Source organism: Flavicella sp. IMCC45537 (assembly GCF_057197705.1).
On sequence record NZ_CM170067.1, the window covers coordinates 929,962 to 954,447 of the forward strand.

The following is a 24,486-nucleotide window of genomic DNA, read 5'->3' on the forward strand; positions in this document are numbered from 1 at the left end:
TTTATTTCAAATCTGCCGAGAATTGCTTTAAAAATTTATTCAATTTGGGATTGATCACAAGTTTGCAATAAGGTTCTTCTTGGTGACCTTCAAAATAATCATGGTGATAACTTTCAGCCACATAAAAGGCATCAAACCTAGTCAACTCTGTTACAATAGGACTTTCAAATACACTTTGACGTTGCAAAGTATCCATGATTTTTTCAGCTGTAGCTTTTTGAATATCGTCATGGTAAAAAATGGCAGACCTATATTGAGTACCTACATCATTTCCTTGTCTATTTAATGTTGTCGGGTCATGAGTTGCAAAAAAAACTGACACTAATTTTTCAAATGAAATTTGAGTTGGGTCATATGTTATTTGTAGAACTTCCGCGTGCCCTGTCCTACCCGTAATAACCTCTCTATAGGCAGGATTTTTTATCGTACCTCCACTAAATCCAGGTAATACATTATGGACACCTTTCAATCTTTTAAATACTGCCTCTGTACACCAAAAACATCCATTTCCTAATGTTGCTATTTCCAAATTCATAATAACCTATTTTATTCCTACTTTAAATTGACCCCTCAGTCGGTTAAAATTTAATTTAATTACAACTGTAGTTTCAAGATATTTTTAATTCTTAATTTTATTACAAAAAACAAGTTTCGTTCACCTGTCTGCTAAAGATAATTGTTATTTTTGTTTCTATGATTACAACTGAGCAATTCCAAAAATACACTACAAGAATACAAAATTTAAAAGGCTATTTAGAAATTGATAGGAAAATTATTCTTATCAAAAATGAAGAAGAAAAAAGCGCTAATCCTGAATTTTGGAACAACCCTAAAGAAGCGGAAGTTGTTTTAAAAAACCTAAGATCCTTAAAAAAATGGGTAGAAGATTATAATCAACTTAGAACTCTTGAAGATGACCTTTCTGTACTGTTAGAGTTTTTTAAGGAGGGAGAAGCTACCGAAGAAGAGGTTGAAGAATTAACGGAAAAGCTGAAAACGCTTTTAGAAGATGTAGAATTCAGAAATATGCTTTCTGAAAAAGGAGATCAACTAAGTGCTGTTTTACAAATTACTGCGGGCGCAGGTGGAACTGAAAGCTGTGATTGGGCACAGATGCTGATGCGTATGTATATGATGTGGGCTCAAAAACAAGGTTTTAAGCTTAAAGAATTAAACTACCAAGAAGGAGAAGCAGCAGGAATAAAAACAGTTACATTAGAAATAGAGGGTGATTTTGCATTTGGGTATCTTAAAGGAGAAAACGGAGTGCATCGATTGGTACGAATCTCCCCTTTTGATAGCAATGCCAAAAGACATACTAGCTTTGCCTCTGTTTATGTATATCCATTGGTAGATGATTCTATAGAAATTGTAATCAACCCTGCTGATATCAACATCACTACCGCTAGGTCTAGTGGAGCAGGTGGTCAAAATGTAAATAAGGTAGAAACCAAAGTACAGCTTACACATAAACCATCAGGAATTCAAATCTCTTGTTCTGAAACACGTTCTCAACATGAAAATAGAGATAGAGCTATGCAAATGCTTAAATCTCAATTATACGAAATTGAACTACGAAAACAACAAGAAGCACGTAATGATATTGAGGCTGGAAAGATGAAAATTGAATGGGGTAGCCAAATTAGAAATTATGTTATGCACCCATACAAAATGGTAAAAGATGTGAGAACTGCTCATGAAACAGGAAATGTAGATGCCGTGATGAATGGTGAAATTGATGAATTCTTAAAGGCATATCTGATGTTGAATTCTGGACAAGAAGAAAGCAACGAACTATAAGTTATATGACGGCAAATATAGATACCATTATTTTTGATTTAGGTGGAGTTCTGATTGATCACAATCCTGAATATTTATATAAAAACATCTTTAAAAACAATCCTAAAAAAATGGACTGGTTTTTAAAACATGTTTGTACCCCCGAATGGAATATTGAGCAAGATGCTGGACGAACTATTGAAGCTGCAAATCAAATAAAAATCGCTGAGTTTCCTGAATATGAAAAAGAAATAAAGGCCTATTACAGACAATGGGAAACCATGTGTAAAGGTCCAATAGCCGGAACCTTAGAAATATTTGAGGCAATCAAAAGATCTGATAATTATAAGTATTATGCGCTCACAAACTTTAGTACCGAAACTTGGCCAACGGCAGTGAAACTATTTCCTTTTTTAAATAGTTTTCAAGGAATGGTTGTTTCTGGCGAAGTAAAAATGAGAAAACCTTTTGATAATATTTATCATCATCTTTTCCAAAAGTACAAGATCAATCCGAAAACTGCCGTATTTATTGATGATAGCAAAGCCAATATAGATACAGCTATCAAACTAGGATTACACGGAATTCATTTTAAATCACCCGAACAATTAGCGCAAGATCTAAAATCGATTGGAGTTAATTACTAATAAATAGCTTTCAACACATTTTACTCTAAAAAACTAAAAACATGATAAAAATATACCACAACCCAAGATGTACCAAAAGCCGTCAAGGTGTAGCTGCTTTAGAAGAGGCTAAAGTTGATTTTAATATCATCAAATATTTAGACACTCCCATTGATAAAAAGGAACTAAAAGAAATTTTAAACTTATTAGGCTTCTCTCCTATTCAATTAGTTAGAAAAACCGAAAAAATATGGAAAGAAAACTATAAAGGAAAAGAGTTATCTGACGACGACATTATACAGGCAATGATAGAAAACCCTAAACTTATTGAAAGACCTATAGTAGTAAAAGACGGCAAAGCCGTAGTTGGCAGACCAACGGAACTTATCATAGATTTGATTCAATAAAATTACAAAAATAGCTTAACACAATATGTTAAGCTATTTTTTTTGTTCTCCTACCAAATACTAGGTAAATATAAAGTATGTCAAAAACGGCACATAATATTCCTATGGTTAAAATAAATGAATTTTCCAGCCCAAATAAAATTGTTGGCGCCAAGGTTCCCACAAACTTAGCTACAGCCACAGTCATAGAAAATTCTTTCGAATCAACTCGTTTCAGCAACATATCAATAAACAATATCGACATGATTAGATTTTGCAAAAATGCAGCATACTTAGCCCCTTGCCCACCTGGAAACTCTTTTAAAAACGCAAATTGAATAATAAAACAACTCACTAAAATTAAAAGCGACCACGGAATAAAAAATAAAGGTTTAATTTTTTCAGAAAAATGTTTCCTTCCATATTTAAAATACTGATATACTATCACTAAGTCCAATAAAAACCAGAAAATATTAATTCCTCTTTGCAAACTAACCGACTCCCAGTTAAAGTTATGAAAGCTGTATAAAAATTCCCACCCAATATTTAAACCCAGAGCCACAAAAGGCATTCCATAAGATTTAATTTTAAAGCCTTGGTAAATCATTACTACATATACGGTAGACCAACAAACTCCACTTATGAGTTTTAATATTTCTTCCATTGCAATTATTTTTGCTGTAAATATAAAACTCTGCACTTAAACAAAATCAAAACAATCATGATAAATAACATTAATTCTGTTTAATGTTATATATTTTTAATTAAACGTTTTTTATCTTTGCATCCTATTACAATCTCTCCATAAAATGAATAAATTAAAAAACGGCGTGTGGGTTAGCTGGAACGAAAATATTCAGCACGACTACAACAGACTATATGAAGTAGTCACCGAAGAAGAACTACAAGAAATTATAAGAAAATCAAAAAAAGTAAGATCTTTTGGAAACAAGCAGTCTTCCGCAGATATTTCAGCAGGTGTAGACGCTTTAATTGATATTAGAGGATATAATAAAATAATTTCTTACAACGATACAGAACGACTAATTACAGTACAATCTGGAATCAAACTTGTTGACTTAATTGAAGCTATTGAAGCAAAAGACTGGTGTATCCCCTGTCTACCAGATATCAATACTGTAACTGTTGGAGGTGCATTGGCAACAGGTACACATGGAACAAGCGGACAATTGCTTGCCAGTTACGTAGAAAATATTCGTTTGGTTTTAGCTGATGGTAGTATAAAAGAAGTGAATAAAAATGATGAGTTGATGGATGCTTTAAGGGTTTCTATTGGTGCACTTGGTGTTTTCTCAACAGTTACTTTTAGATGTCAAGAAAAATTCACCTTACACATAAAAGAAGGACCTGAAAAGGATGCTGTTTGGATGGATAATTTAAAACAAAAAATCGATCAATTTGATTTTTTAAGAGTACTATGGATGCCTCATACAGGCAAAGGATATGTTATAACTGGCGATAAAATTCCAGAAAATCAATCTGTCACTATTAATAACGGGCCTTCCTACTTAAAATACAGAAGAGACGTATCAAAAATTCTTTATAAATATACGCACATTTTACCCTGGCTTACTTCCATAGCTAATAAAATTTTAGCTTATGCTTTTTTTAACAGTAAAAAAGAACACAAAGGAAGTTTATATGAGGCTACGGTAACAAAATCTAGAGGGTCTACACTAGAATTAGCCGAGTGGACTATAGGTATTGATAATTTCCCTAAAGTTTTCAATGAACTCAAACATGTGATTAATAATTGGGGTAATAAAGCCTTTATCCATATACCAATGGATGTTAGATTTGTTAAAAAAGACAATTCTTGGTTAAGCTATGCCTACGGTCAAGATACAGTTACAGTAGGATGTGTTTCGAGAAATGCAAAAACAGCTGATAGCTATGAAGCTTTTAAAACAGTAGAAAATATTTTCATCAAACATGGTGGCAGACCGCATTGGGGAAAAAGATTTAAAGCAAAGGACAAAGAACTTGATACTTTGTATCCAAAATGGAATGATTTTAAAAAATTACGTCAAGAACTTGACCCAACAAACAAATTCTTAAATAGCTATTTAAAAACGATTTTTAATGAAAAATAATTTAGAGTTCCCTACAGGCGTATTGTTCGATTTTGATGGCGTTATTGTTGATAGTTTTCAAAGTCATTTTAGAGCTTGGAATACTGCACATAAAAATTTATTCTCTAAAGAAATCACTCATTTTCCACATGACAAACTCTCTGGAAAATCACCACATATTATTGCACAGCACTTTTGTGATGAAGCTGGGTTTCCAGAAAAAGCATCCGAGCTTTTTCTAAAAAAAGGAGACTGTTTGCACAGAAGTACTACTCCGCCAGATTTACTTCCTGGAGTAAAAGAAATTCAAGAGTTTTTAGCAAAGAAAAGTATACCACATGGTATCGCTAGCAATGCAACAAGAGCCTTCGTTAAAAACAGTGTTTCTCAATTAAACCTTGGTTTTATCACCTGCTTTGGACTTGAAGATTATAAAAAACCGAAACCTGATCCTGAAGCGTATATTACTTTAGCTAAGGCTTTGCGTATTCCAAAAGAAAATTACAAAACCACCTGGGTTTTTGAAGATAGTATTACAGGCACACAATCGGCAAAAGAAGCAGGTATGTTACCTATTGGAATTTTAACTATGAATTCTAAAGAAAAAATGACTCAAGCAGGTAGTGTATTTTGTTTTCCTACTTTATTAGAAGCATATCACTTTTTAAAACACCAAGCTTAAAATTTTAATTGATTTAGCTCTTCTAAATATTCAAACTGTAAGTCTTCATGCACTTGTTTGATCTTTTTCTCTACTGAAGCTAACTCTCTATCATATAGGTTTTTGAGCACTGTACTATGTTGAATTGAGGGTTTTACCACTTTTAACTTTGTACAGAAGTATAAAATCAGTTCAATATCCGTTGTTTTTTTCTTAGAATAACGGATGTTGGTTTTGATAGTTCTTAAAATTTTACGAATCGTTTTTTTCATATAAAAATAACTCTTCGTATTGATTGTTTCAAACAAAAGATCTACTTCCTCTTTTACTGTTTCTATATATCCTTCTTCACTTTCTGACTCTAGCAAAAGATAAGTCAACAATTCTTTGTTCTCCTTTTTAAATTTTGCTAAATGCAAGCACAACTGTAAAAGTTGCTCATGGCTAGCATGCGATAATTCAACTTTTAACTCTTTTAAAGAAGCTGCTTTCATAGAAGGTTTTATAAAACGATTTTTATTAAAATACGCACTAAAGTACAAATCTTTTACATAAAAAAAGGGACTGCAAAAAATGCAATCCCTTCTATATAATTTAAGAACAATCTACTTTTTAGATTTTTCCTCTTTTTTCATTGTTAAATTTTCTAACAAAGTTCCACCAATCCAGTAAGGAACTACAAATGTCAACAAAAATATCAACAACCAAAATCCAGCTGTGAATACAAAAAGAAATAATAAAAATCCTAAATATTGAGAAACGTCCATAATAATTTTATCTGTAATTATAAATATGCAGCAAAAATAGTATTTTTTTCAAAGTATTACCATTTTTTTTTAGGTTATTTTTAAGGGTTAATAAAAGAGTAAAACATCTTTAAAAACTCCCTAAATCACAAGGTAAAAACCTTCTGATTCCTTATATTTGTGAAGCTTCAAAAAAACATTTTTGAGGACAAATAAAAGGCCTTACCAAAGCCTAATTGACTAGAAATAAAATAGTATCATTATGAAATATAGAATTGAAAAAGACACCATGGGAGAGGTAAAAGTCCCTGCCGATAAATATTGGGGTGCTCAAACAGAACGTTCAAGAAATAACTTTAAAATTGGTCCTGCAGGAAGTATGCCCTTAGAGGTTGTTTACGGATTTGCTTATTTGAAAAAAGCTGCCGCACATGCTAACTGTGAATTAGGAGTTTTAGCAGAAGACAAAAGAGATTTGATTTCAACAGCATGTGATGAAATATTAGCTGGTAAACACGATGATCAATTCCCTTTAGTAGTTTGGCAAACAGGATCTGGTACGCAATCAAACATGAACTCAAATGAAGTGATAGCTAATAGAGCACAAGAGCTTGCAGGTAGAGTGATTGGTGAAGGTGAAAAAGTTATTCAACCAAATGATGATGTAAATAAATCACAATCATCAAACGATACTTTCCCTACTGGAATGCATATTGCTGCTTACAAAGTTGTTGTAGAAACAACAATTCCAGGAGTGAAACAATTAAGAGATACACTTCAAGCTAAATCGGAAGCCTTTAAAGATGTTGTAAAAATTGGTCGTACACACTTAATGGATGCAACTCCTTTGACAATCGGACAAGAATTTTCTGGTTATGTTTCTCAATTAGATCATGGTTTAAAAGCCTTAGACAATACTTTAGCTCATTTAGCTGAATTGGCCTTAGGAGGTACTGCTGTTGGTACAGGATTGAATACCCCTGCTGGTTATGATGTTCTAGTTGCTGAAAAAATTGCGGAATTCACAGGTTTACCATTTATAACTGCTGAGAATAAATTTGAAGCTTTGGCAGCACATGATGCCATTGTAGAAACACATGGTGCGTTGAAACAAATTGCTGTTTCATTGAATAAAATTGCAAATGATATCCGATTGATGGCATCAGGACCACGTTCAGGTATTGGAGAATTGATTATTCCAGCTAATGAACCAGGTTCTTCAATTATGCCTGGAAAAGTTAACCCAACTCAATGTGAGGCAATCACAATGGTCGCTGCGCAAGTTATGGGTAACGATGTTGCTATTGGTGTTGGTGGTCTACAAGGACACTATGAATTGAATGTTTTTAAACCAGTAATGGCTAAAAACTTAATTGAATCTGCACGTTTGATTGGTGATGCTTGTGTGTCATTTGATGTAAATTGCGCTGTAGGTATTGAACCAAACTACCCAGTAATTGAAAAATTATTGAACAATTCTTTGATGTTGGTTACTGCTTTAAATACTAAAATTGGATATTACAAAGCTGCTGAAATTGCAAATACTGCACATGCAAACGGAACAACGTTGAAAGTAGAAGCTGTAAGGTTAGGTTATGTTACAGAGGCTGAATATGACGAATGGGTAAAACCGGAAGACATGATTGGAGCGATGAAATAATCCTTGAATAAAACGAAAAGAAAAGGTGCTACATTATTTTAGCACCTTTTTTTGTTTAAATAATTTTAAAATACGTTCTGTCCGTTCTAGTTAAATAAATCAAAACATAGTGGAGAATAATTTTGTATCGAGAACAGTGATATGCACTTCTCGATACGATTTCTCATTCTTCTAAATCACTCGAAGTGACAATTGTTACCCATTCTCACTCAGCTAGAATTAAATCAATAAAATTAAAAGTTTTACTCTCCTAGATTATGAATAGTTCTAAATGTCAAATTGATACGTGGGGTTGAAATTTTAGTTGTTTTTGGCAAACTGTGCAACCAATGTTTTTGAGTTTCTCCTTTCATTACTAAGAGTCCCGATTTCTGAAGAAGAATGCTTACTTTCTGCTTTGAATCCTTATGTTTGAATACAAAATTACGTTCTGCACCAAAACTCAAGGAAGCGATGGCTCCACTCTCTTTTAATTCCTTTTCAGCATCCGTATGCCATCCAATTCCTTCATTTCCGTTATGGTATAAATTCAACAAGCAAGAATTGTAAGTCTCCCCTGTTTTCTCCTCTATCAAATCTTTCAACACCAACAATTCTGAAGTCCAAGGCAGTGTCGTCTTTTTAATCCTCCCATATGTATAACTTAATTTTTCTTCTGCATAGAGCGCCACTTTTCTATCCGTTGTGATCAATTTTCCAAACATAATAGAAGTATCCTTCTTCCAGGCAATGTTATTATATAAAACATCAAAATATTCCTGTGCCTTTTGCAATGAAAAAATGGGGCCGTAATATATTACGTCCCCATCATATGGTAATTGATTTGTATGAATATCTGAATTAAATAAATCCATTTTATTCTAATTTCCCTTCCAAATCCAATATAAAAGTATAATCTCTAGCTGTTTCTTTCAAAGCATCAAACCTACCTGAGGCACCTCCATGTCCTGTTTCCATATCCGTATGCATCAGCAATTTATTCGTACCAGTTGAATAGTCACGTAATTTAGCAATCCATTTTGCCGGTTCCCAATACTGCACTTGAGAATCATGTAAACCAGTTGTAATTAATAAATTTGGATACACTTGAGCAACTACATTATCATACGGAGAATATTCTTTGATATAATCATAATACTCCTTGTTTTTTGGATTCCCCCACTCGTCAAACTCACCAGTTGTTAAAGGAATCGATTCATCTAACATGGTAGAAATCACATCTACAAAAGGCACAGCAGCAAGAACCCCATTGTACAATTCAGGATTCATATTAATTACAGCTCCCATCAACAAACCACCAGCAGAGCCACCCATAGCATATAAATGCTTAGCAGAAGTATACTTGTTTTCAATCAAGAATTTACTGCAATCTATAAAGTCTGTAAACGTATTCATTTTACGCAATAACTTTCCATCTTCATACCAATCTCTTCCCAAGTATTCGCTTCCTCTGATATGCGCAATTCCATATACAAATCCTCTATCTAACAAACTTAAGCGTGTAGTACTAAAACTTGCATCTATTGTATGGCCATAAGAGCCATAAGCATATTGCAAAAAAGGCGTGTTTTCATTCAACTCAGTATCTTTTCTATGAACCAAAGAAATGGCTACTTTTTTACCATCTCTGGCGGTCACCCAAACACGCTTGGATGTATAATTCTCTTTGTCAAAAGTACCTCCTAACACCTCTTGTTCCTTTTTTATTTCTTTGGATTGATCTACCATATTAAAATCGATAACAGAACTAGGTGTAGTCATTGAATTATAACCATAGCGGATAACCTCAGTATCAAATTCAGGATTTGCGTATACATAAGCAGAATAGGTTTCTTCTCCAAAAGGTAAATAATAATCTTCTGATCCATCCCATTTTTTAATTCTAATCAAATTCAAACCATTTGATCTTTCTTCTAAAACCAAGTGATTTTTAAATATTGAAATATCTTCAAGCAGTACATCTTTTCTATGTGGAATTAAATCCACCCAATTTTCCTTTTCTGTATGAGAAACCGGAGTTTTCATTAATTTAAAATTGGTGGCCTTATCCTTATTGGTCAAAACATAAAAATGATCCTCATAATGTGCAATGCTATATTCTAAATTACGCTCTCTAGCTTGAAACAACCTGAATTCCCCTGTTGGATTATCAGCTTCTAATAACTGATATTCCGTGGACAACGTACTATAAGATCCTATCAATAAATATTTTTGCGATTTAGATTTGGTTACATATGTACCAAAAGTTTCATCTTTTTCTTCAAAAACTAATGCATCATCATCTGTTTTGGTCCCAACTAAATGTCTTTTAATTTTCGTGCTTCTTAATGTCTCTGGATCTTTTTCTGTATAAAAAAAGGTAGCACTGTCATTTGCCCATACGGCGCCTCCTGTAGTATTTTCTATTTTATCTTCTAAAATTTCTCCAGTAATCAGGTCCTTTACATAAATAATGTACTGACGTCTACTTACGGTGTCAACAGCAAAAGCCGCTTTTGTATTATCCGGACTTATGGACAATCCTCCTAGCGTATAATAATCATAACCTTCTGCCATTTGATTCACATCAAACAACAACTCTTCCTTTGCATCTAGACGTTCTTTTTTTCTTGTATAAATTGGATATTGTTTCCCTTTTTCAAATCTTGTAATATAAAAATATCCATTCTTTTTATAGGGAACTGAAGCATCATCTTCTTTAATTCTGCCTTTCATTTCCTCAAATAAATCCTTCTGAAAATCTTCAGTATGTTTTAACGCAGCTTCTAAAAAATCATTCTCCGCATTTAAATAGTCTAAAACATCTTTTGTTTGCGCGTCTGGTTCTTTTGAATTCTTTTGAGCATCAGACAAACGCATCCAATGATAATTGTCAACACGTTGATCATCATGTATTTCAAATATTGTTGGAATCTTCTTAGCTACAGGTGCTTTCGCAGGTATTTTTGACATATTATTTTTATTACAAGAGAGCACAAAAATAAGACTTAAAAACCCGAAACCTAAATTTATTTTATACATTTATATAGATCGTTAGCTTGTATCAATACAAGTTACAATAATTGAAATATAAATACCTCAGATATGGAAAAAGATGCAGCAAGTTTATTAAATGAACTAAAACTCACCCAAGTAGAAATAGTCGCTAAAAAAGAGCATTTACGAACCGTATTTATTGATGGTGAATCTGGAAATGGTTTAGTAGTGGCTACAATTACCGGTAACAAACAGGTTGTAAATATTGCAATCGATTCCAGTGTTATGGATGACAAAACTGTTTTAGAAGAACATCTTATAACAGCACTCAACAATGCTTTAAGCAAAGCTTCTGATGTAAGAGAATCAGAAATAACGAAGATTAAACAACAAAGTTTCCCTTATGGCCTCGATTTTTAATTAGGCTTCAATTGCTGTTTTAGCTAAATTGTAAATCATATGAAACTGTTCTTCTCTGGAAAGCTCAGAATTGTCAATTTCAATAGCATCTTTAGCCTTTACCAAGGGAGAATCTTTACGCGATGTATCTTGAGCGTCTCTAGAAGTCACATTTTCTAAAATTGCTTCATAAGTAACAGTTTCTCCTTTTGCTAGCAATTCGTCATATCTTCTTTGCGCTCTGGTAGCTGCAGAAGCATTCATAAATAATTTCAATTCAGCCTCAGGAAACACAACGGTACCAATATCTCTTCCGTCCATTACCAATCCCTTATTTACCCCCAAATTTTGTTGTATTTCAACTAATTTGCTACGTACTTCAGAAATAGCTGCCACGCGACTAACATAATTAGAAATTTCTAAAGTTCTAATTCTTGTCTCAACATTAACACCGTTTAAATGAGCCTCCGCAAAACCAACCTTTGGATTAAAAACAAAATTCAATTCTATTTGTGGTAAGAATTCAATCAATTTATCAGCATCAACTATATTAGCATCTATACAACCATTTTCAACCGCAAATAAAGCAACCATTCTATACATGGCACCAGTATCAACATATATATAGCCTAATTTAGAGGCAAGTTCCTTTGCAACTGTAGATTTTCCTGTAGACGAAAACCCGTCTATTGCAATGATAATTCTGTTTGTATTATTCATATTCTAAAATAAATTAACCACCAAACTAAAGGTATTTGAATTGGCACTTGGATGGAATTTAGTTACTGCATAATTGAATTGAATTCTTTTCAAGTTCAAACCTAATCCATATGAAAAACCACCATAAGTATTGGTGCCGCTTATGGCCAATTCTTTAGCACGCCTAAAATTATACCCACCTCTAATGGTAATTTTTTTATCAGGAAATAGCTCAGCCCCTACTACCAAATGCCTAACAGCATTGTCTAGCGCAGAAATTTCCTCGGGATTCGAAACACCTTCTATGTCAATTTCACCATTTGAAGGGTTTGGAACTGCTACATTCCATTGTTGTAGATTTTCAATATTTACATACCATAATAAAGGTAAATGCTCTAGCTTAGAAGAGATTCCAAAATTTATTTGCAAGGGTAACTCTTCTAAAGTTCCATCATACGATTTTAATTGTGTCCCAACATTTCTAACAACTAAACTAAATAATGTTCTTTCATTTGAATGTCGATAAAGTGCTGCAAAATCAGCAGCAATTCCAAAGGAAGAAAAAGTATCTATCAAGGAATTGATCAACTTGATATTTGCCCCCACAGTAAAATTACTTTCTTTTGAAGTATAGGCATATCCAGCAGTAATTGCCAAATCATAAGCTTTAAACTCACCGGTAATGGTTCCATCTTCATCGGCCCTTGTAAAAGAACCATAATCTAAGTATTGAACTCCGCCGTAAAACATCCCTAATTTTTCGTTTACATTGGCAGCATAACTCACAGAACCTAAAGAGATACCAGCAAGATAAGATGTGTAATTTACCGCAAATTGATTATTCATAGAAGCATCCAACATGGCGGGATTCCATAAAGGCATGTTAACATCTCCCTCAATAGTATTCGCTGCACCACCTACACCCAACTGACGTGCAGATGAAGGAAGGTTTAAAAAACTATATACCTTTTCCCCACCTACTTGAGCGTATGAGCAAAGACAAGATAAAAAAGTTACGGTTAACAGTAGTTTCTTCATTAAAAATTTAACATCAATAGAGATACTAAACAAGAACGTAAAAATACTACAATATTTTAAACCACACAGAAAAATAATTGAAGTTAATCTCAATTCATACATATATATTTCTAGGATTTAGACTCGTTTAATCTCTCTAATTTATTCAAAAAAGAACTATTTTTGCAACATGAATCATAAAGATACCATTATTGCTTTAGCAACAGCCTCAGGGGTTGGTGCCATTGCTGTTATTCGCTTATCAGGACCCGAAGCTATCCAATTAGTCTCAGCTAATTTTCAATCCATAAAAGACAAAAAATCATTAACAGACCAAAAGTCACATACGTTGCACTTGGGTCATATTATGGATGGAACTCGGACTATAGATCAAGTATTAGTTTCTGTATTTAAAAATCCGCATTCGTATACTGGTGAAGATACAATTGAGATTTCTTGTCATGGTTCTACTTATATACAACAAGAAATAATACAATTATTCTTAAAAAAAAGTTGTAGAATGGCTGATGCAGGGGAATTTACCTTACGAGCTTTTTTAAATGGTAAATTAGATTTAAGTCAGGCAGAAGCTGTGGCTGATTTGATTTCTTCTGATTCTGAAGCTTCTCATCAAGTAGCCATGCAGCAAATGCGAGGTGGTTTTTCTAACGAAATACAGTTGTTAAGAGAACAGCTTTTAAACTTTGCTTCTTTGATAGAATTAGAATTAGATTTTGCAGAAGAAGATGTTGAATTTGCGGATAGATCTGAGTTTAAAACTTTAATTGAAAGAATTCAGTTGGTGTTAAAACGTTTGATTGATTCTTTTGCAGTAGGTAATGTTATAAAAAATGGAATTCCAGTTGCTATTGTTGGTGAACCAAATGTTGGTAAATCTACCCTATTAAACGCTTTACTAAACGAAGAGAGAGCCATTGTTTCTGATATCGCTGGAACTACTAGAGATGCGATAGAAGATGAAATAATAATCGACGGTGTTACCTATCGTTTTATTGATACTGCTGGAATTAGAGAAACATCAGATGTTGTTGAAAATATTGGAATTCAAAAAACCTTTGAGAAAATAACCCAAGCTCAAGTAGTGATTTATTTATTTGACTCAGAGAAATATAAGATCAAGAGTGATATTTTGAAACTTGAATTAGAAGTCATTAAAAATAAATATCCACAAAAGCAGTTGATCATTATAGCAAATAAGGCAGATAAGATAACTGACAAAGAACGTTCAAATATTGAAAGTGAAATACCTGAAATAATAAGTATCTCTGCAAAGGAAAAATCGGGTATTGAAACCTTGACCAATGAATTGACCAAATTGGTGAATATGGGGGCTTTGAATAATAATGATACTATTGTAACCAATTCACGTCATTATGATGCATTATTAAAAGCCTTAAATGAAATAAACAAAGTAGATGAAGGTACACAATTAGGAATTTCTAGCGATTTGTTAGCTATAGATATCCGAGAAGCCTTGTACTATTTTGGTTTGATTACTGGTGAAGTTACCAATGACGAATTATTAGGGAATATTTTTGCGAATTTCTGTATTGGAAAATAGAACCACACAAATGCATACGGGAACTGAGGGAGAAAGAGAGTTGCAAAGACAACATGGGACAAGTAGACGAGCGACAAAATTTTACGATTCTCAAATGAAAGATCAGCTTAGTAATAAAATGAAAGCTTTGATTGATCGTCAAGAAATGTTTTTTATCGCTACCTCTGATGCGAATGGCAATTGTGATTGCTCTCCTAGGTTCGGTCAACAAGGATTCATTAAAATTTTAGATGACAAAACATTGGCCTATCCTGAATACAGAGGAAACGGTGTTTTCGCAAGTTTAGGAAATATCTCGGAAAACCCTCATATCGGAATTGTGTTTGTTGATTTTTTTGATTCTACCGTTGGCTTGCATGTAAATGGTGCAGCCAATAGTTATAAAGATTATGAAATTCCAAAAATATACCAAGAACAAATATTAGAGTTTTCAAAAAACATTCTGGTTCCCATAGAACAATGGGTTATTGTAAATATTGATGAGGCATATATACACTGCTCTAAACATGTTCCTAAATTAGAAAAAAAAGTAAAAAAGATTCATTGGGGTACTGATAGCAACAAGGAAAAAGCAGTAGACTTTTTTGAGGTTTAGGTGATAAAAAACATCTCGTTGAAAACTCAAAAAATATTCATTTAAATAAAAAAAGCCAGTGACTTTTGTCGCTGGCTTTTCATTTTCTTATAATTTGACTATTTTTTTTAGTAAGCGATTATTTCCATCACTGATCTCAATAAAATAGACCCCCGGTCTTAGATGAGTTGTGCTTATCGTTGTATCATTACTTTCCGTTAAAATCGATTTTTTTTCAAAAACCAAAACGCCATTTATATTCACCATTCTTATAAAAACCTCATTTGTTAGGTCAATGCGGTTTAGGCTAATACAGATTTTTTCTTTAAACGGGTTAGGATAAATTAAAATATTACTAAGAAAATCTTCCTTCTCAATACTTAAAGCATCATTATCATTTTTGCTGTCTTCAGATTTTAAGAAAGTCGTTTCCAAAGATGACCCCGCATTAAAAACCCTTTCCTTCCACCAATTATTTTTTCCTTCCCAAGCACCGATAGCAGGATCCGCCTCTACCGTTATACCTGCCACAACATTTCCACCTGAATTATATTCCGATCCCGATTTTAATCTTAAATCACCTAAATCTACATCTACAAAATGATCCGCTCCTGTAGCCACTGTTTTATTTTTTGCAGTAACAATAGTATAGTTCAAAGGAGCTTTAGCAGCTTCTTGGGTAAATGTATATAAATCTGTTTCCGAAATACTATTAGCACCAGCACTCAACAAATATCCTTTGCCTTGCATCATAATATTATTTTTGAATTGTAAGTCATTGACACCACCACCATCATGCTGCCAAAAGGTTAGAAAATTATCATAGTTCCAACAACTATTGTTGTAATAATACATTTTTCGAGTTAGGTTTCTATTTCTAGGCCCTAAGTACATCACATCTCCTTTACTCTGAGTTTCTATCGGAAGTCCGTTACTTTGTAGCCTTTTACTAACATAAGTATCTCCTTTAATGTTATATATTAAATTATGATGCACCGTGTAATTATCTACATCCTCTAAATACAAAGCCACCACCTTTTGTCTTTTATAAATAGGATCTGTATCATATGCCGGAATACCTGAAATATCATGAATCTTGTTATAGGCTATCAATGTTCCTTGCATATTCAATTGTTCTGATTTACCAGTACTTGTAAACATTATAGAACCTGCATCCTCTCCCATTGCCATAGCTTCGTAAAAATCATTATCAACAATTTTCGCATAAACAGATTCCGTTGTTCTTATATGAAATCGAGCGCATCTACCAAAAGTATTTTTTGTCATTTGCGTATTATTTCCGTTGTTATAAACGGCAATTGTAAATTGTCCCATCCATCCAATATCCTCAATCCTGCAATTAGTAATTACAGTATTATCAGAACCTGATTCTATAATAATACCACTCCCCCATGTATGAGCAATATAACAAGTATCAAAGGTTGTATTATCTGCATTATCAAGCATGATACCTTCTTTTAAAACACCATAGGTTCTTCTATAATGATGAGGTAATAAATACGTGAAAGAACAATTTTTAGCTGTAAATCTTTTTGCATTTTCCACTTGCATCGTTGCGGCTTTGATATTGATGTTTTCTAACAGAATATCATCTGAAGTTACCTTTAAGGCAAACTTTCTTTTTTTAATTTCAAAATTTTTGCCTTCCATACTACCTCCTTCTGGCATATAGTAAATAGTATTAGCCTTACTTTTATAAAACCACTCTCCTGGATAATCTAACAAAGACAAATCCATTACATATCCGAATCCTTCTGGCGCTGAATAGGCTGCTTGATCACCCCAAGCATTTCCTTGTGTATTATATGCCTTAAACTCAACGAGTCTATCTCCAGAACGGCTAATTTCTCCGCCATCTTGGGAACTGGAAAATATATTATTTCTTAATTTCCCAATAAACCCTCTTAGTATGGCCTCATCAGAAAAACTAACATTTGGAATCTTTTGTGTTCCATCATGCCATGAAAAAGTAACTTTTGATCTTGCATGCTGTCCTGTTGGTTTACTGGCGTTTAACAAAACTGCAAATCCACTTTTCTGATTCAGGGGATCTAACATTTCCCTATTAGTTCCAGATACATAGGTTTGATAGTCAGATATATTGTTTGGATGACGCGCAATTTGTTGATGAATGCCATTTACAAACAATTGGGTATAATCTGTTTCAACCTCATTACTATTAAGGGTCATCTTAAAAACCCCCGGACGAGAACTATCTTCATCCCAACTGGAACCAGCATACCAATTAGCACCAGATATTACAACATAGTCGTTATTGAAAGCCTTTATCGTAATCCCAGGAACATCGGCTGTTACCGTTTCTCTATATGTCCCAGCATGTACTATCAATACATCACCTGAATGGATTAAACTATGTTGAAAAACATAATTAATTGTTTTATAAGGTAAGTTCTCAGAACCTCTCCCTGATTTAGCATTTATTCCTGTTTTTGCTACATGAATTTCATTTGCAAAACTTATGTAATTAAAACAAAAGCAGAACAATACAATAAACCTTAATTCTAAGGCCTTTTTTGGTTTAAGTTTCATTTATTTTGGTTTTGGTTAGTTGCTTTAAAACTAATACTTAAGTGAATATCGCAACAAAACAAATGGTCGAAATCGGCTTTTATATATATTAAGTATAAAACTAACCACATGAATTTCAGAAAATTGAGACAACTCAAAAATCATGTATAAGTATTTATCTAGTCCTAACACTCTTTATTTAGTATAATCAACATAGCAATCACAAAAGATTAACACACAACATATATAAAACTACTCTTCATAAATTAACGACAGATAAAGAAATGATACAATAAAATCTAGTTCATTAAGCTAGTTCAAGTTCAAAATCTCTACCACACACAAAACTCAAACAGTTCACTTTAACATGCTAAAAGAAAAACAGTTAAAGATATTTTAACCAAAAAATCTTAATTTTTCTCCTCAAAATTGACTAACTTATAGTATTGCTAACATAATCAACCTAAAAAATCATGAAAAAGATTAAACTAATTCTAGGGACGCTGTTACTGTTTGTAATATCATGTGACAAAGAAAATGATGCAATCAACACAAATAATGAAGATCTAATTTGTGAGAATTGCAATATTCAAGTAACCAAGGACAACAGTCGTATTTCTCATTACAATCAAGAAGTAGGTCTACTTCCTGTGGGCAATCAAGCCTCAAAAAGTGAGGCTTCGGCTAACAGTGTTGAATTGACGTTAAATGCCATAGTTGATCCATTGTATGTAACACATGCCGGTGAAAACGTTTTGTTAAATGCCAATCATGTGGATGTAAAAAATAAAAGAATAGCAGCATCTTACAGTTTAATTGGGGCTCCTTATTCTGGTGCGGTGGATATTATAGAAGCGCCTGAAGGTGAATTTCCGAATCTTGCTGGAACTTTACTACTACCCGACAGGGATGTTGACGCCGTAGATTTCATCAATAGAAACCACTTATTAGTTGGTGGTGGTTTTGATGCTGAAGTTCACTATGGAGGAAATCATCCTTCTTTTTTGGGTAGGTATCAAATTAAAGTTAATGAAGAGACTGAAGAACTCAGTTTAACAGAAAAAACTTTATATCATTCAATTTTTGGAAATAAACTTAGAAATATAAAAACCGTTAATGGAATCATAACAGGTTCTGGTGGTGGTAATTCAGGAATCATTTTTGCTTATAATGAAAAGGACAACACTATTATTGAACATACTTCCGGAGAAACGCAGGGTTTGTATATACTTGACACCTCTATAGAAGAAGAAGATAAAAATTATAAATTTGTTGCCCTGACTTATAACAACATAGATAATTCTTTAAAAGCTTTTTATTATGATATATTAAAAGAAACTGATATCATGACTTATAGCCATGCTGTTACGTTAGGCAGCTATCCTAATACAGATGTAGAAGCTAAACATAGTATTTATGCCATCCAAAAAGATTATTTAATTGCAAGTTTAGGAGCTGAAGGAATTGGTGTTTTTAAGATCGAAACCGATGAAAATCTAGAAAAATCAGCTATTTTAACGCAACAACTTAAATCTGAATTATTAAACGTGAACAATTCATCTCATGTGGTGAACTCCTTCGTTTATAAAAGTAAAACCTTTTATGTTGCTGCTGGTGGTGCAGGTTTCTTTTTAATAGATTACAATACTACACAAAATCAATTCAAAACATCATTTTCTAAAGTAGAATTACCTGAAGGAGAATCTGTAAATAGTGTTGCTATCAGTGACAACAATCTATTAATTGCCTCTACAAGAGGGGTTAGCATCTACACCATTACAGAACTAGAATAGATATTACAGCATGTAAAACAAATAAGTTTGGATGTGTCCTCTACCTTCTCCAAGGGCTATTGAAGCTAATTCAACTTTTTCAACACATTTAAAATCAAAGGGTGGCTTTAGAATATCTAAGCCACTCTTCTTTTTTATTCGAATACCTTGTCCAGAAATGATATCCAAATTAGGAATATAATCACCGTTAGGAACATGTTCTGTTAATATGATATATTTATACTTTTTAATTTTTTGTAAAATACGAATAACCTCAGCATTCGATAAATGCTGCAAAACTTGTCTAATAATCAAACAGTCTGCCATGGGCAAATCGTCCTTTACAATATCTAAAGTGACAAACTTTAATTTTTCTGATTGGAACTTCAATTTATTATGCTCGATTAGTTCCGGAACAATATCTACTGCTATATATCTCTTTGTTTTATGAACGAGCTGTTTTCCTATATTAAAATCACCACATCCCAAATCACAAACGGAAATTGGTTCTTCAAATGAATCTAGAAATTTAGAAACGTCCCTAAGGTAAGGACTAATAATACTGGTTTCGTGCGAACCTTCTCCTGAATAAAATACATCACCGTTATCACCCCACAATTTATTTCTATAAATTTGTGCCATTGCCTTATCAGTAGGCCAAGGAGTTTTATTTCTTTTTAAAGACATGTTTTAATTAATGATGCATTTTTATCTTACAAATGTAAAACTATCTAAACAAATCCCCTTAGAGCGCCTAGCAAATAAAATTCATAAAAAAAGTATCTATATTACTATAGATACTTTTTACTAAACTCAAACCTAATTACATGGTTACGAAACTCCAAACCTGTCCAATAGAATTCGCACCATTTGAATCTATTACATCTACTTTCCAAAAATAATTTTCAGCGGAAATGGTAACAACTTCTAAAAAAGAATCACTTATATCTATTGCTATTTTTTCTAAATTGTCTTTTGAAGTCCCCAGATAAACATCAAAAATCAATGCGTCATTGTCTAAATCCATTGCTGACCATTCTAATCTAATGGTACCAGCAGTAAACGAACTATACTGCTCTGGTGCTATCAGTTCGGCTGCAAAAGGAACATGGTTTTCAATCCCATCAGCTTCAGTATAGAAACTATTTATTGATGAAAACTCACCACTAGCTTCTTCCTCGTCCATGGACTTAACACGCCAATAAAAACCTTGATTTTTTGTTAGCGTAATCTCATTGCTTGTACCCTTAACTGTTTCTTGATGATATACATTTGTGAAATTAACATCAGTAGCCACTTGAAACAAATAAGAAACTGCATCCCCTTCACTATCAATCGATGGACTCCAATTAAAAACTAATGACAAATCAGTACATACTTCATTGTTCGATGGACTTAATAAACTTGGAACACTAGGAGCTGTATTCTTGTCATCTTCTGGTTCAGTAGAATCACTACCACAAGACACTAAAATTACAAATGCAAAAAAACTATATATATAATTCTTCATAATTTATTCTTTAATTATTTTTAAAATTACCGGTTCATTTAAGTTAAGTTTTATGTAATAAACACCTTTTGGGTTATTTCCTAAACTAAACTTTAAAACATTATCTTCTATGGATTCATTTTTAGAGTGAACCAACTTCCCAAAGGCATTAAAAACCTCAACAAACAAAGATTTTTTTTCAGAAGTAACTCGAATAGATACATTTGATGTAATTGGATTTGGAAATACTTCTATCTGTTGAAATAAATTAATCTTTTCATATACAACACCCTCACACTCATTTTTTGTATTTATTTCAAGTACATCTCCATCTTGGGTAAATAAACTAATATTCTTTTCAGAAGTCACTAAAACAGTTTCACCATTTTTAAATACAGAATAAGGTGCTGTTCCCGAAATAATTTCAATATTAGAATGGCTAGCACCTGTTGATATTTTAGCATTAATCTGCGTAGCTGAACTTATTTCTACTGTATAACATTGTGAATAACTTTCACTTTCTACTTCTATACAAAGTTCATAGGTTCCTGGCTCTAAGTCAACAATCCGGCATTCTTTACCTAAAAATTCATACTCAGTTCCATCCAACAATGCGGTGTACACCAAATTTTCTTTTGCAGTAATTTCAATAGCTCCATTATGTTTATCTTCACAAGATTCTCCGATAGACTTTATTGTAAAATTATCAGAAGGAAGACTAAAACTTAAAGGGCATCCATTTTCATCAACTTCCGTATCTAAAGGAGTGTTGTCGCACAAATCCATATCATCCTTTATACCATCTCCATCACTATCCTCAATCACTGAAGTTTCTTTTGATTTATAAAACTCAATTTCTTTTATCGTATTCCAATCACTTGGTCGGGCTGGCTGCCCAAACCCAATAACCTTTACATATCTTACATCAACGATAGGACTCGTTAAAATATAGCTTTCAAACTCACCTGTTGAATTACTTACAAGATTACCTGAATTATTTCCTTGATCAGAAAAGGCATTGATAAAATCTCCTGAATCTGTTCCTGTTGACGACACCCAAATTTGAAATTCATACGTTTTACCACTAGTAGTAGCAAAATCAACTAATCCCAATTCAAAAGCCCCTCCTAAATTATAAACAATTTCACCAGGTACCCCTTCACCAGACCACTGAGTTTCAAAACTTTTATCTAAACTATTGCTTGCTATATTGTTTTTAGTATCTGTTATTTCTTCATGAAAAACGGATGCTACGGTAACTAAATCACCTTCATTTCCATCATTAATCAATGTAAAACTTGATCGAGGGTCGGCAGCTCCTTGTGATACAGTCAAAGTTTTAACAATATCATCACCTCCTAGAACTTCAGAAAAAGTTATCATTCCGCTTCTAGCCGTAAAAGAAGTATTTTCTAATGCCGTAACTGTTACAGTTCCATTTTCCGAACCAGAACCAGGATCTACAGAAAGCCAATTATCATCTGTACCCACTGTCCATTGAACATTCGCAGATACTGAAACATTTTTACTACCACCTTCTGTTGAAAAACTATCTATGGTTCCGATAGACAAATAATTACCAGGCTCAGGAACTACGATAGTACAATCACCATCAGTTATGTTTGCCCCGGAATAATCGACAAAACATGCCCCGATGCTATATCCAACCATTGCATCTGTTGTAGGTTGGTAACTTCCCATATTTGCCCCTTTTCCAGAGGTATTGGTAAACGTAAAAATCTCACCACTAACTGTTGCTATAATTCCATTATCTTCACTAAAGCCTGCATTACTTACACCTAAGGTTGTCCCTTGAAACAAGTTACCAGAATAACTTAATGCGGTTCCTAAATTGGAATATTCACCAGAAATGACTTCTGAAATGTTTGAATCACCGTCTTCGAAATAAATTAAATTATCGTTAACGTTTCCTAACGGATCGGTCGAACCTTTGTCAGTATTATAAAACAAAGGAGCATTGGTGTTTATTATAGTATTGTTAGAAACATCAATATTTTCTGTTTTTTGATAACCATTGGAAACATTTGTAGATGTACATGCCACAGCATGGTTTGCGGAACCACCAATAAAAGTAATTCCATTATTCCACTTTGCTTGATTTTCAACGGCAATACAATCTTGAATATAATTATTTCTTATTGTGTGTTCACTATCTGTAATTCTGATTCCCCCAGTACCATCAATATCTTCTCCTAAAAAATAATTTTGATTTACCGTAGCATGTGAACCATGACGCAACACCAAAGAACCTCTACATCTTCTAAATGTATTATTATAATAAGTATTGTTTTTACTTTTATTCGTAATTATTTCATTTTCACCATCGGCTTGAACAAAATAATTATTACTGACCGTGGCACCAGAATTTACCATTTGGTACTCGCTAGTTCCAATTCGAATAGTCTCACTATCCCCGGCATTACTTAAAGAGGAGTCCATTTTTTCAAAATTAAAAAAATAGTTGTTGCTAATCGTATGTCCAACCAATTCGCAACTATTATTAACTTCTTCCTCACCATCCTCCACATTAGGAAAAGCATTGTAAGAATACTCGGCTAAAACAAGCGCTCCTGCCGTTGTTTTATTCATAAAAGAACAATTGATAACCGTATTATAAGTACCGTACAATACAATCCATCTATGTTTGGTTATCTGACCATCTGCCAAATCTTCAGCAAGTTCAGAAGGTTCTGCAGCTAATCCATCTATTACACAATTTTGAATTGTACTATGGTGTGCATAATCATAACCATTCCTAAACTCAATAAAATTACTCGCGCCATATCCTCCTTTCCAGTGAAAACCATCAACTATCAAATACTCACCTGTGGCATTTATCCCATCATCTGATTCTCCCCCAATTGTTAATCTTGGTCCTCCTGTAAAAATTACTCCACCTGGTGTTTCAGCACGTAATACAACCGGATTTTCTGCTGTACCAGAACCGAGAAACCGAATTCGTTCATCGGTACTATAGGTACCATTTTTTAAAATAATTACATCTCCTGGTTGATAGAATACATTCCTAACATCCTCTGGATCATCAATTTCATAGGTTTTGTTTTGTGTTTTTACAGATAAGGATACACAAATAAAAATAAGCAATAAAAGATTGTTTTTGCTTACAAATAATTTTTTCATAATACTGGTTTTTGGTTACCCAGTATGGTTTACCAAACTAGGTAACCAAAAGTATTAAAAAAAATCAAATTTACAAATGTTAAATTTCAATAAATAAAAACCTGATTGTGTGAAAGATAATTTGATTGTTATTACATACCACAGTGTACTTAAAAAAATAACCTTAATTGAAATACCCTTTATTCCTATTTATATAAACAAGCTTTCAAGTAAAAAGTAACTACTAATCAATATAATATAGTTATAAAGATAATAAGGATAGAACGTAGCAGAGACTTTTTATTTTCCCTAAACATTCTATCCTTAATATTTCGA

General features: G+C 33.1%; 22 protein-coding genes. 10 read left to right on the forward strand and 12 right to left on the reverse strand.

The window, feature by feature from the left end; genetic code table 11:
• Position 1 precedes the first annotated feature (1 nt).
• Positions 2 to 535 (reverse strand): peptide-methionine (S)-S-oxide reductase MsrA, encoded by a 534-nt coding sequence (msrA, locus tag AC2DGP_RS04350; protein ID WP_484491799.1) that lies wholly within the window; start codon positions 533 to 535, stop codon positions 2 to 4.
• 158 nt (positions 536 to 693) lie between these two features.
• Here msrA and prfB point away from each other — a divergent pair, with 158 nt between their 5' ends.
• Genes prfB through arsC form a run of 3 tightly spaced genes read left to right on the forward strand, consistent with a single transcriptional unit; the run spans position 694 to position 2,812 of the window.
• Complete coding sequence (prfB, locus tag AC2DGP_RS04355; RefSeq protein ID WP_484491800.1) at positions 694 to 1,800, forward strand: peptide chain release factor 2; 1,107 nt, start codon at positions 694 to 696, stop codon at positions 1,798 to 1,800.
• A 5-nt stretch (positions 1,801 to 1,805) separates the two neighbouring features.
• A complete protein-coding gene (locus AC2DGP_RS04360; RefSeq protein ID WP_484491801.1) occupies positions 1,806 to 2,426 on the forward strand; it encodes an HAD family hydrolase in 621 nt (206 codons plus the stop codon).
• Between the two features lie 41 nt (positions 2,427 to 2,467).
• Positions 2,468 to 2,812, forward strand: a complete 345-nt coding sequence (arsC, locus tag AC2DGP_RS04365; RefSeq protein WP_484491802.1) for an arsenate reductase (glutaredoxin) — start codon at positions 2,468 to 2,470, stop codon at positions 2,810 to 2,812.
• Positions 2,813 to 2,840: 28 nt separating this feature from the next.
• On the opposite strand, the gene AC2DGP_RS04370 is transcribed toward arsC, so the two are convergent.
• Complete coding sequence (locus AC2DGP_RS04370) at positions 2,841 to 3,455, reverse strand: transmembrane-type terpene cyclase (protein WP_484491803.1); 615 nt, start codon at positions 3,453 to 3,455, stop codon at positions 2,841 to 2,843.
• Between the two features lie 145 nt (positions 3,456 to 3,600).
• On the opposite strand from AC2DGP_RS04370, the gene AC2DGP_RS04375 reads away from it, so the two are divergent.
• Positions 3,601 to 4,905, forward strand: coding sequence for a D-arabinono-1,4-lactone oxidase (locus tag AC2DGP_RS04375; RefSeq protein ID WP_484491804.1), 1,305 nt, complete (start codon positions 3,601 to 3,603; stop codon positions 4,903 to 4,905).
• Positions 4,895 to 5,566, forward strand: coding sequence for an HAD family hydrolase (locus AC2DGP_RS04380; RefSeq protein WP_484491805.1), 672 nt, complete (start codon positions 4,895 to 4,897; stop codon positions 5,564 to 5,566). Before AC2DGP_RS04375 ends, AC2DGP_RS04380 begins: the two co-directional genes overlap by 11 nt.
• On the opposite strand, the gene AC2DGP_RS04385 is transcribed toward AC2DGP_RS04380, so the two are convergent.
• Both AC2DGP_RS04385 and AC2DGP_RS04390 read right to left on the reverse strand, forming a co-directional pair.
• Positions 5,563 to 6,039 carry a hypothetical protein gene (locus AC2DGP_RS04385; protein WP_484491806.1) on the reverse strand — a complete coding sequence of 159 codons (477 nt, stop codon included), beginning with the start codon at positions 6,037 to 6,039 and terminating at the stop codon, positions 5,563 to 5,565. The genes AC2DGP_RS04380 and AC2DGP_RS04385 overlap by 4 nt on opposite strands.
• Positions 6,040 to 6,150: 111 nt before the next feature.
• Positions 6,151 to 6,312: a hypothetical protein gene (locus tag AC2DGP_RS04390; RefSeq protein WP_484491807.1), complete on the reverse strand. Its 162-nt coding sequence runs from the start codon at positions 6,310 to 6,312 to the stop codon at positions 6,151 to 6,153.
• A 241-nt stretch (positions 6,313 to 6,553) separates the two neighbouring features.
• Between AC2DGP_RS04390 and fumC the strand changes: the two genes are divergently transcribed.
• A complete protein-coding gene (gene fumC / locus AC2DGP_RS04395) occupies positions 6,554 to 7,951 on the forward strand; it encodes a class II fumarate hydratase (protein ID WP_484491808.1) in 1,398 nt (465 codons plus the stop codon).
• Between the two features lie 242 nt (positions 7,952 to 8,193).
• Here fumC and AC2DGP_RS04400 read toward each other — a convergent pair whose 3' ends face one another.
• Positions 8,194 to 8,805: an alpha-ketoglutarate-dependent dioxygenase AlkB family protein gene (locus tag AC2DGP_RS04400; RefSeq protein WP_484491809.1), complete on the reverse strand. Its 612-nt coding sequence runs from the start codon at positions 8,803 to 8,805 to the stop codon at positions 8,194 to 8,196.
• A 1-nt stretch (position 8,806) separates the two neighbouring features.
• Entirely contained in the window at positions 8,807 to 10,903 is a 2,097-nt protein-coding gene (locus AC2DGP_RS04405; RefSeq protein ID WP_484491810.1) for a S9 family peptidase, read from the reverse strand.
• 132 nt (positions 10,904 to 11,035) lie between these two features.
• Here AC2DGP_RS04405 and AC2DGP_RS04410 point away from each other — a divergent pair, with 132 nt between their 5' ends.
• On the forward strand, positions 11,036 to 11,347 hold the full coding sequence (locus tag AC2DGP_RS04410) for a YbaB/EbfC family nucleoid-associated protein (RefSeq protein WP_484491811.1): 312 nt from the start codon (positions 11,036 to 11,038) through the stop codon (positions 11,345 to 11,347).
• On the opposite strand, the gene cmk is transcribed toward AC2DGP_RS04410, so the two are convergent.
• Both cmk and porQ read right to left on the reverse strand, forming a co-directional pair.
• Positions 11,348 to 12,046: a (d)CMP kinase gene (gene cmk / locus AC2DGP_RS04415; protein WP_484491812.1), complete on the reverse strand. Its 699-nt coding sequence runs from the start codon at positions 12,044 to 12,046 to the stop codon at positions 11,348 to 11,350.
• A gap of 3 nt (positions 12,047 to 12,049) precedes the next feature.
• Complete coding sequence (gene porQ / locus AC2DGP_RS04420) at positions 12,050 to 13,063, reverse strand: type IX secretion system protein PorQ (RefSeq protein WP_484491813.1); 1,014 nt, start codon at positions 13,061 to 13,063, stop codon at positions 12,050 to 12,052.
• A 169-nt stretch (positions 13,064 to 13,232) separates the two neighbouring features.
• Between porQ and mnmE the strand changes: the two genes are divergently transcribed.
• Entirely contained in the window at positions 13,233 to 14,624 is a 1,392-nt protein-coding gene (gene mnmE / locus AC2DGP_RS04425; RefSeq protein ID WP_484491814.1) for a tRNA uridine-5-carboxymethylaminomethyl(34) synthesis GTPase MnmE, read from the forward strand.
• Positions 14,625 to 14,634: 10 nt separating this feature from the next.
• Positions 14,635 to 15,219, forward strand: a complete 585-nt coding sequence (locus AC2DGP_RS04430; protein ID WP_484491815.1) for a pyridoxamine 5'-phosphate oxidase family protein — start codon at positions 14,635 to 14,637, stop codon at positions 15,217 to 15,219.
• Between the two features lie 87 nt (positions 15,220 to 15,306).
• On the opposite strand, the gene AC2DGP_RS04435 is transcribed toward AC2DGP_RS04430, so the two are convergent.
• Positions 15,307 to 17,769 carry a T9SS type A sorting domain-containing protein gene (locus AC2DGP_RS04435; RefSeq protein WP_484491816.1) on the reverse strand — a complete coding sequence of 821 codons (2,463 nt, stop codon included), beginning with the start codon at positions 17,767 to 17,769 and terminating at the stop codon, positions 15,307 to 15,309.
• Between the two features lie 452 nt (positions 17,770 to 18,221).
• Here AC2DGP_RS04435 and AC2DGP_RS04440 point away from each other — a divergent pair, with 452 nt between their 5' ends.
• Positions 18,222 to 19,541, forward strand: a complete 1,320-nt coding sequence (locus AC2DGP_RS04440; RefSeq protein WP_484491817.1) for a hypothetical protein — start codon at positions 18,222 to 18,224, stop codon at positions 19,539 to 19,541.
• Positions 19,542 to 19,544: 3 nt separating this feature from the next.
• On the opposite strand, the gene AC2DGP_RS04445 is transcribed toward AC2DGP_RS04440, so the two are convergent.
• The 3 genes from AC2DGP_RS04445 to AC2DGP_RS04455 all read right to left on the reverse strand — a co-directional run bounded on the left by AC2DGP_RS04445 (position 19,545) and on the right by AC2DGP_RS04455 (position 24,171).
• Positions 19,545 to 20,207, reverse strand: coding sequence for a methyltransferase (locus tag AC2DGP_RS04445; protein WP_484491818.1), 663 nt, complete (start codon positions 20,205 to 20,207; stop codon positions 19,545 to 19,547).
• Positions 20,208 to 20,343: 136 nt separating this feature from the next.
• Positions 20,344 to 21,030 carry a hypothetical protein gene (locus AC2DGP_RS04450; protein ID WP_484491819.1) on the reverse strand — a complete coding sequence of 229 codons (687 nt, stop codon included), beginning with the start codon at positions 21,028 to 21,030 and terminating at the stop codon, positions 20,344 to 20,346.
• Between the two features lie 3 nt (positions 21,031 to 21,033).
• Positions 21,034 to 24,171 carry a chondroitinase-B domain-containing protein gene (locus AC2DGP_RS04455; RefSeq protein WP_484491820.1) on the reverse strand — a complete coding sequence of 1,046 codons (3,138 nt, stop codon included), beginning with the start codon at positions 24,169 to 24,171 and terminating at the stop codon, positions 21,034 to 21,036.
• Positions 24,172 to 24,486: the final 315 nt, after the last annotated feature.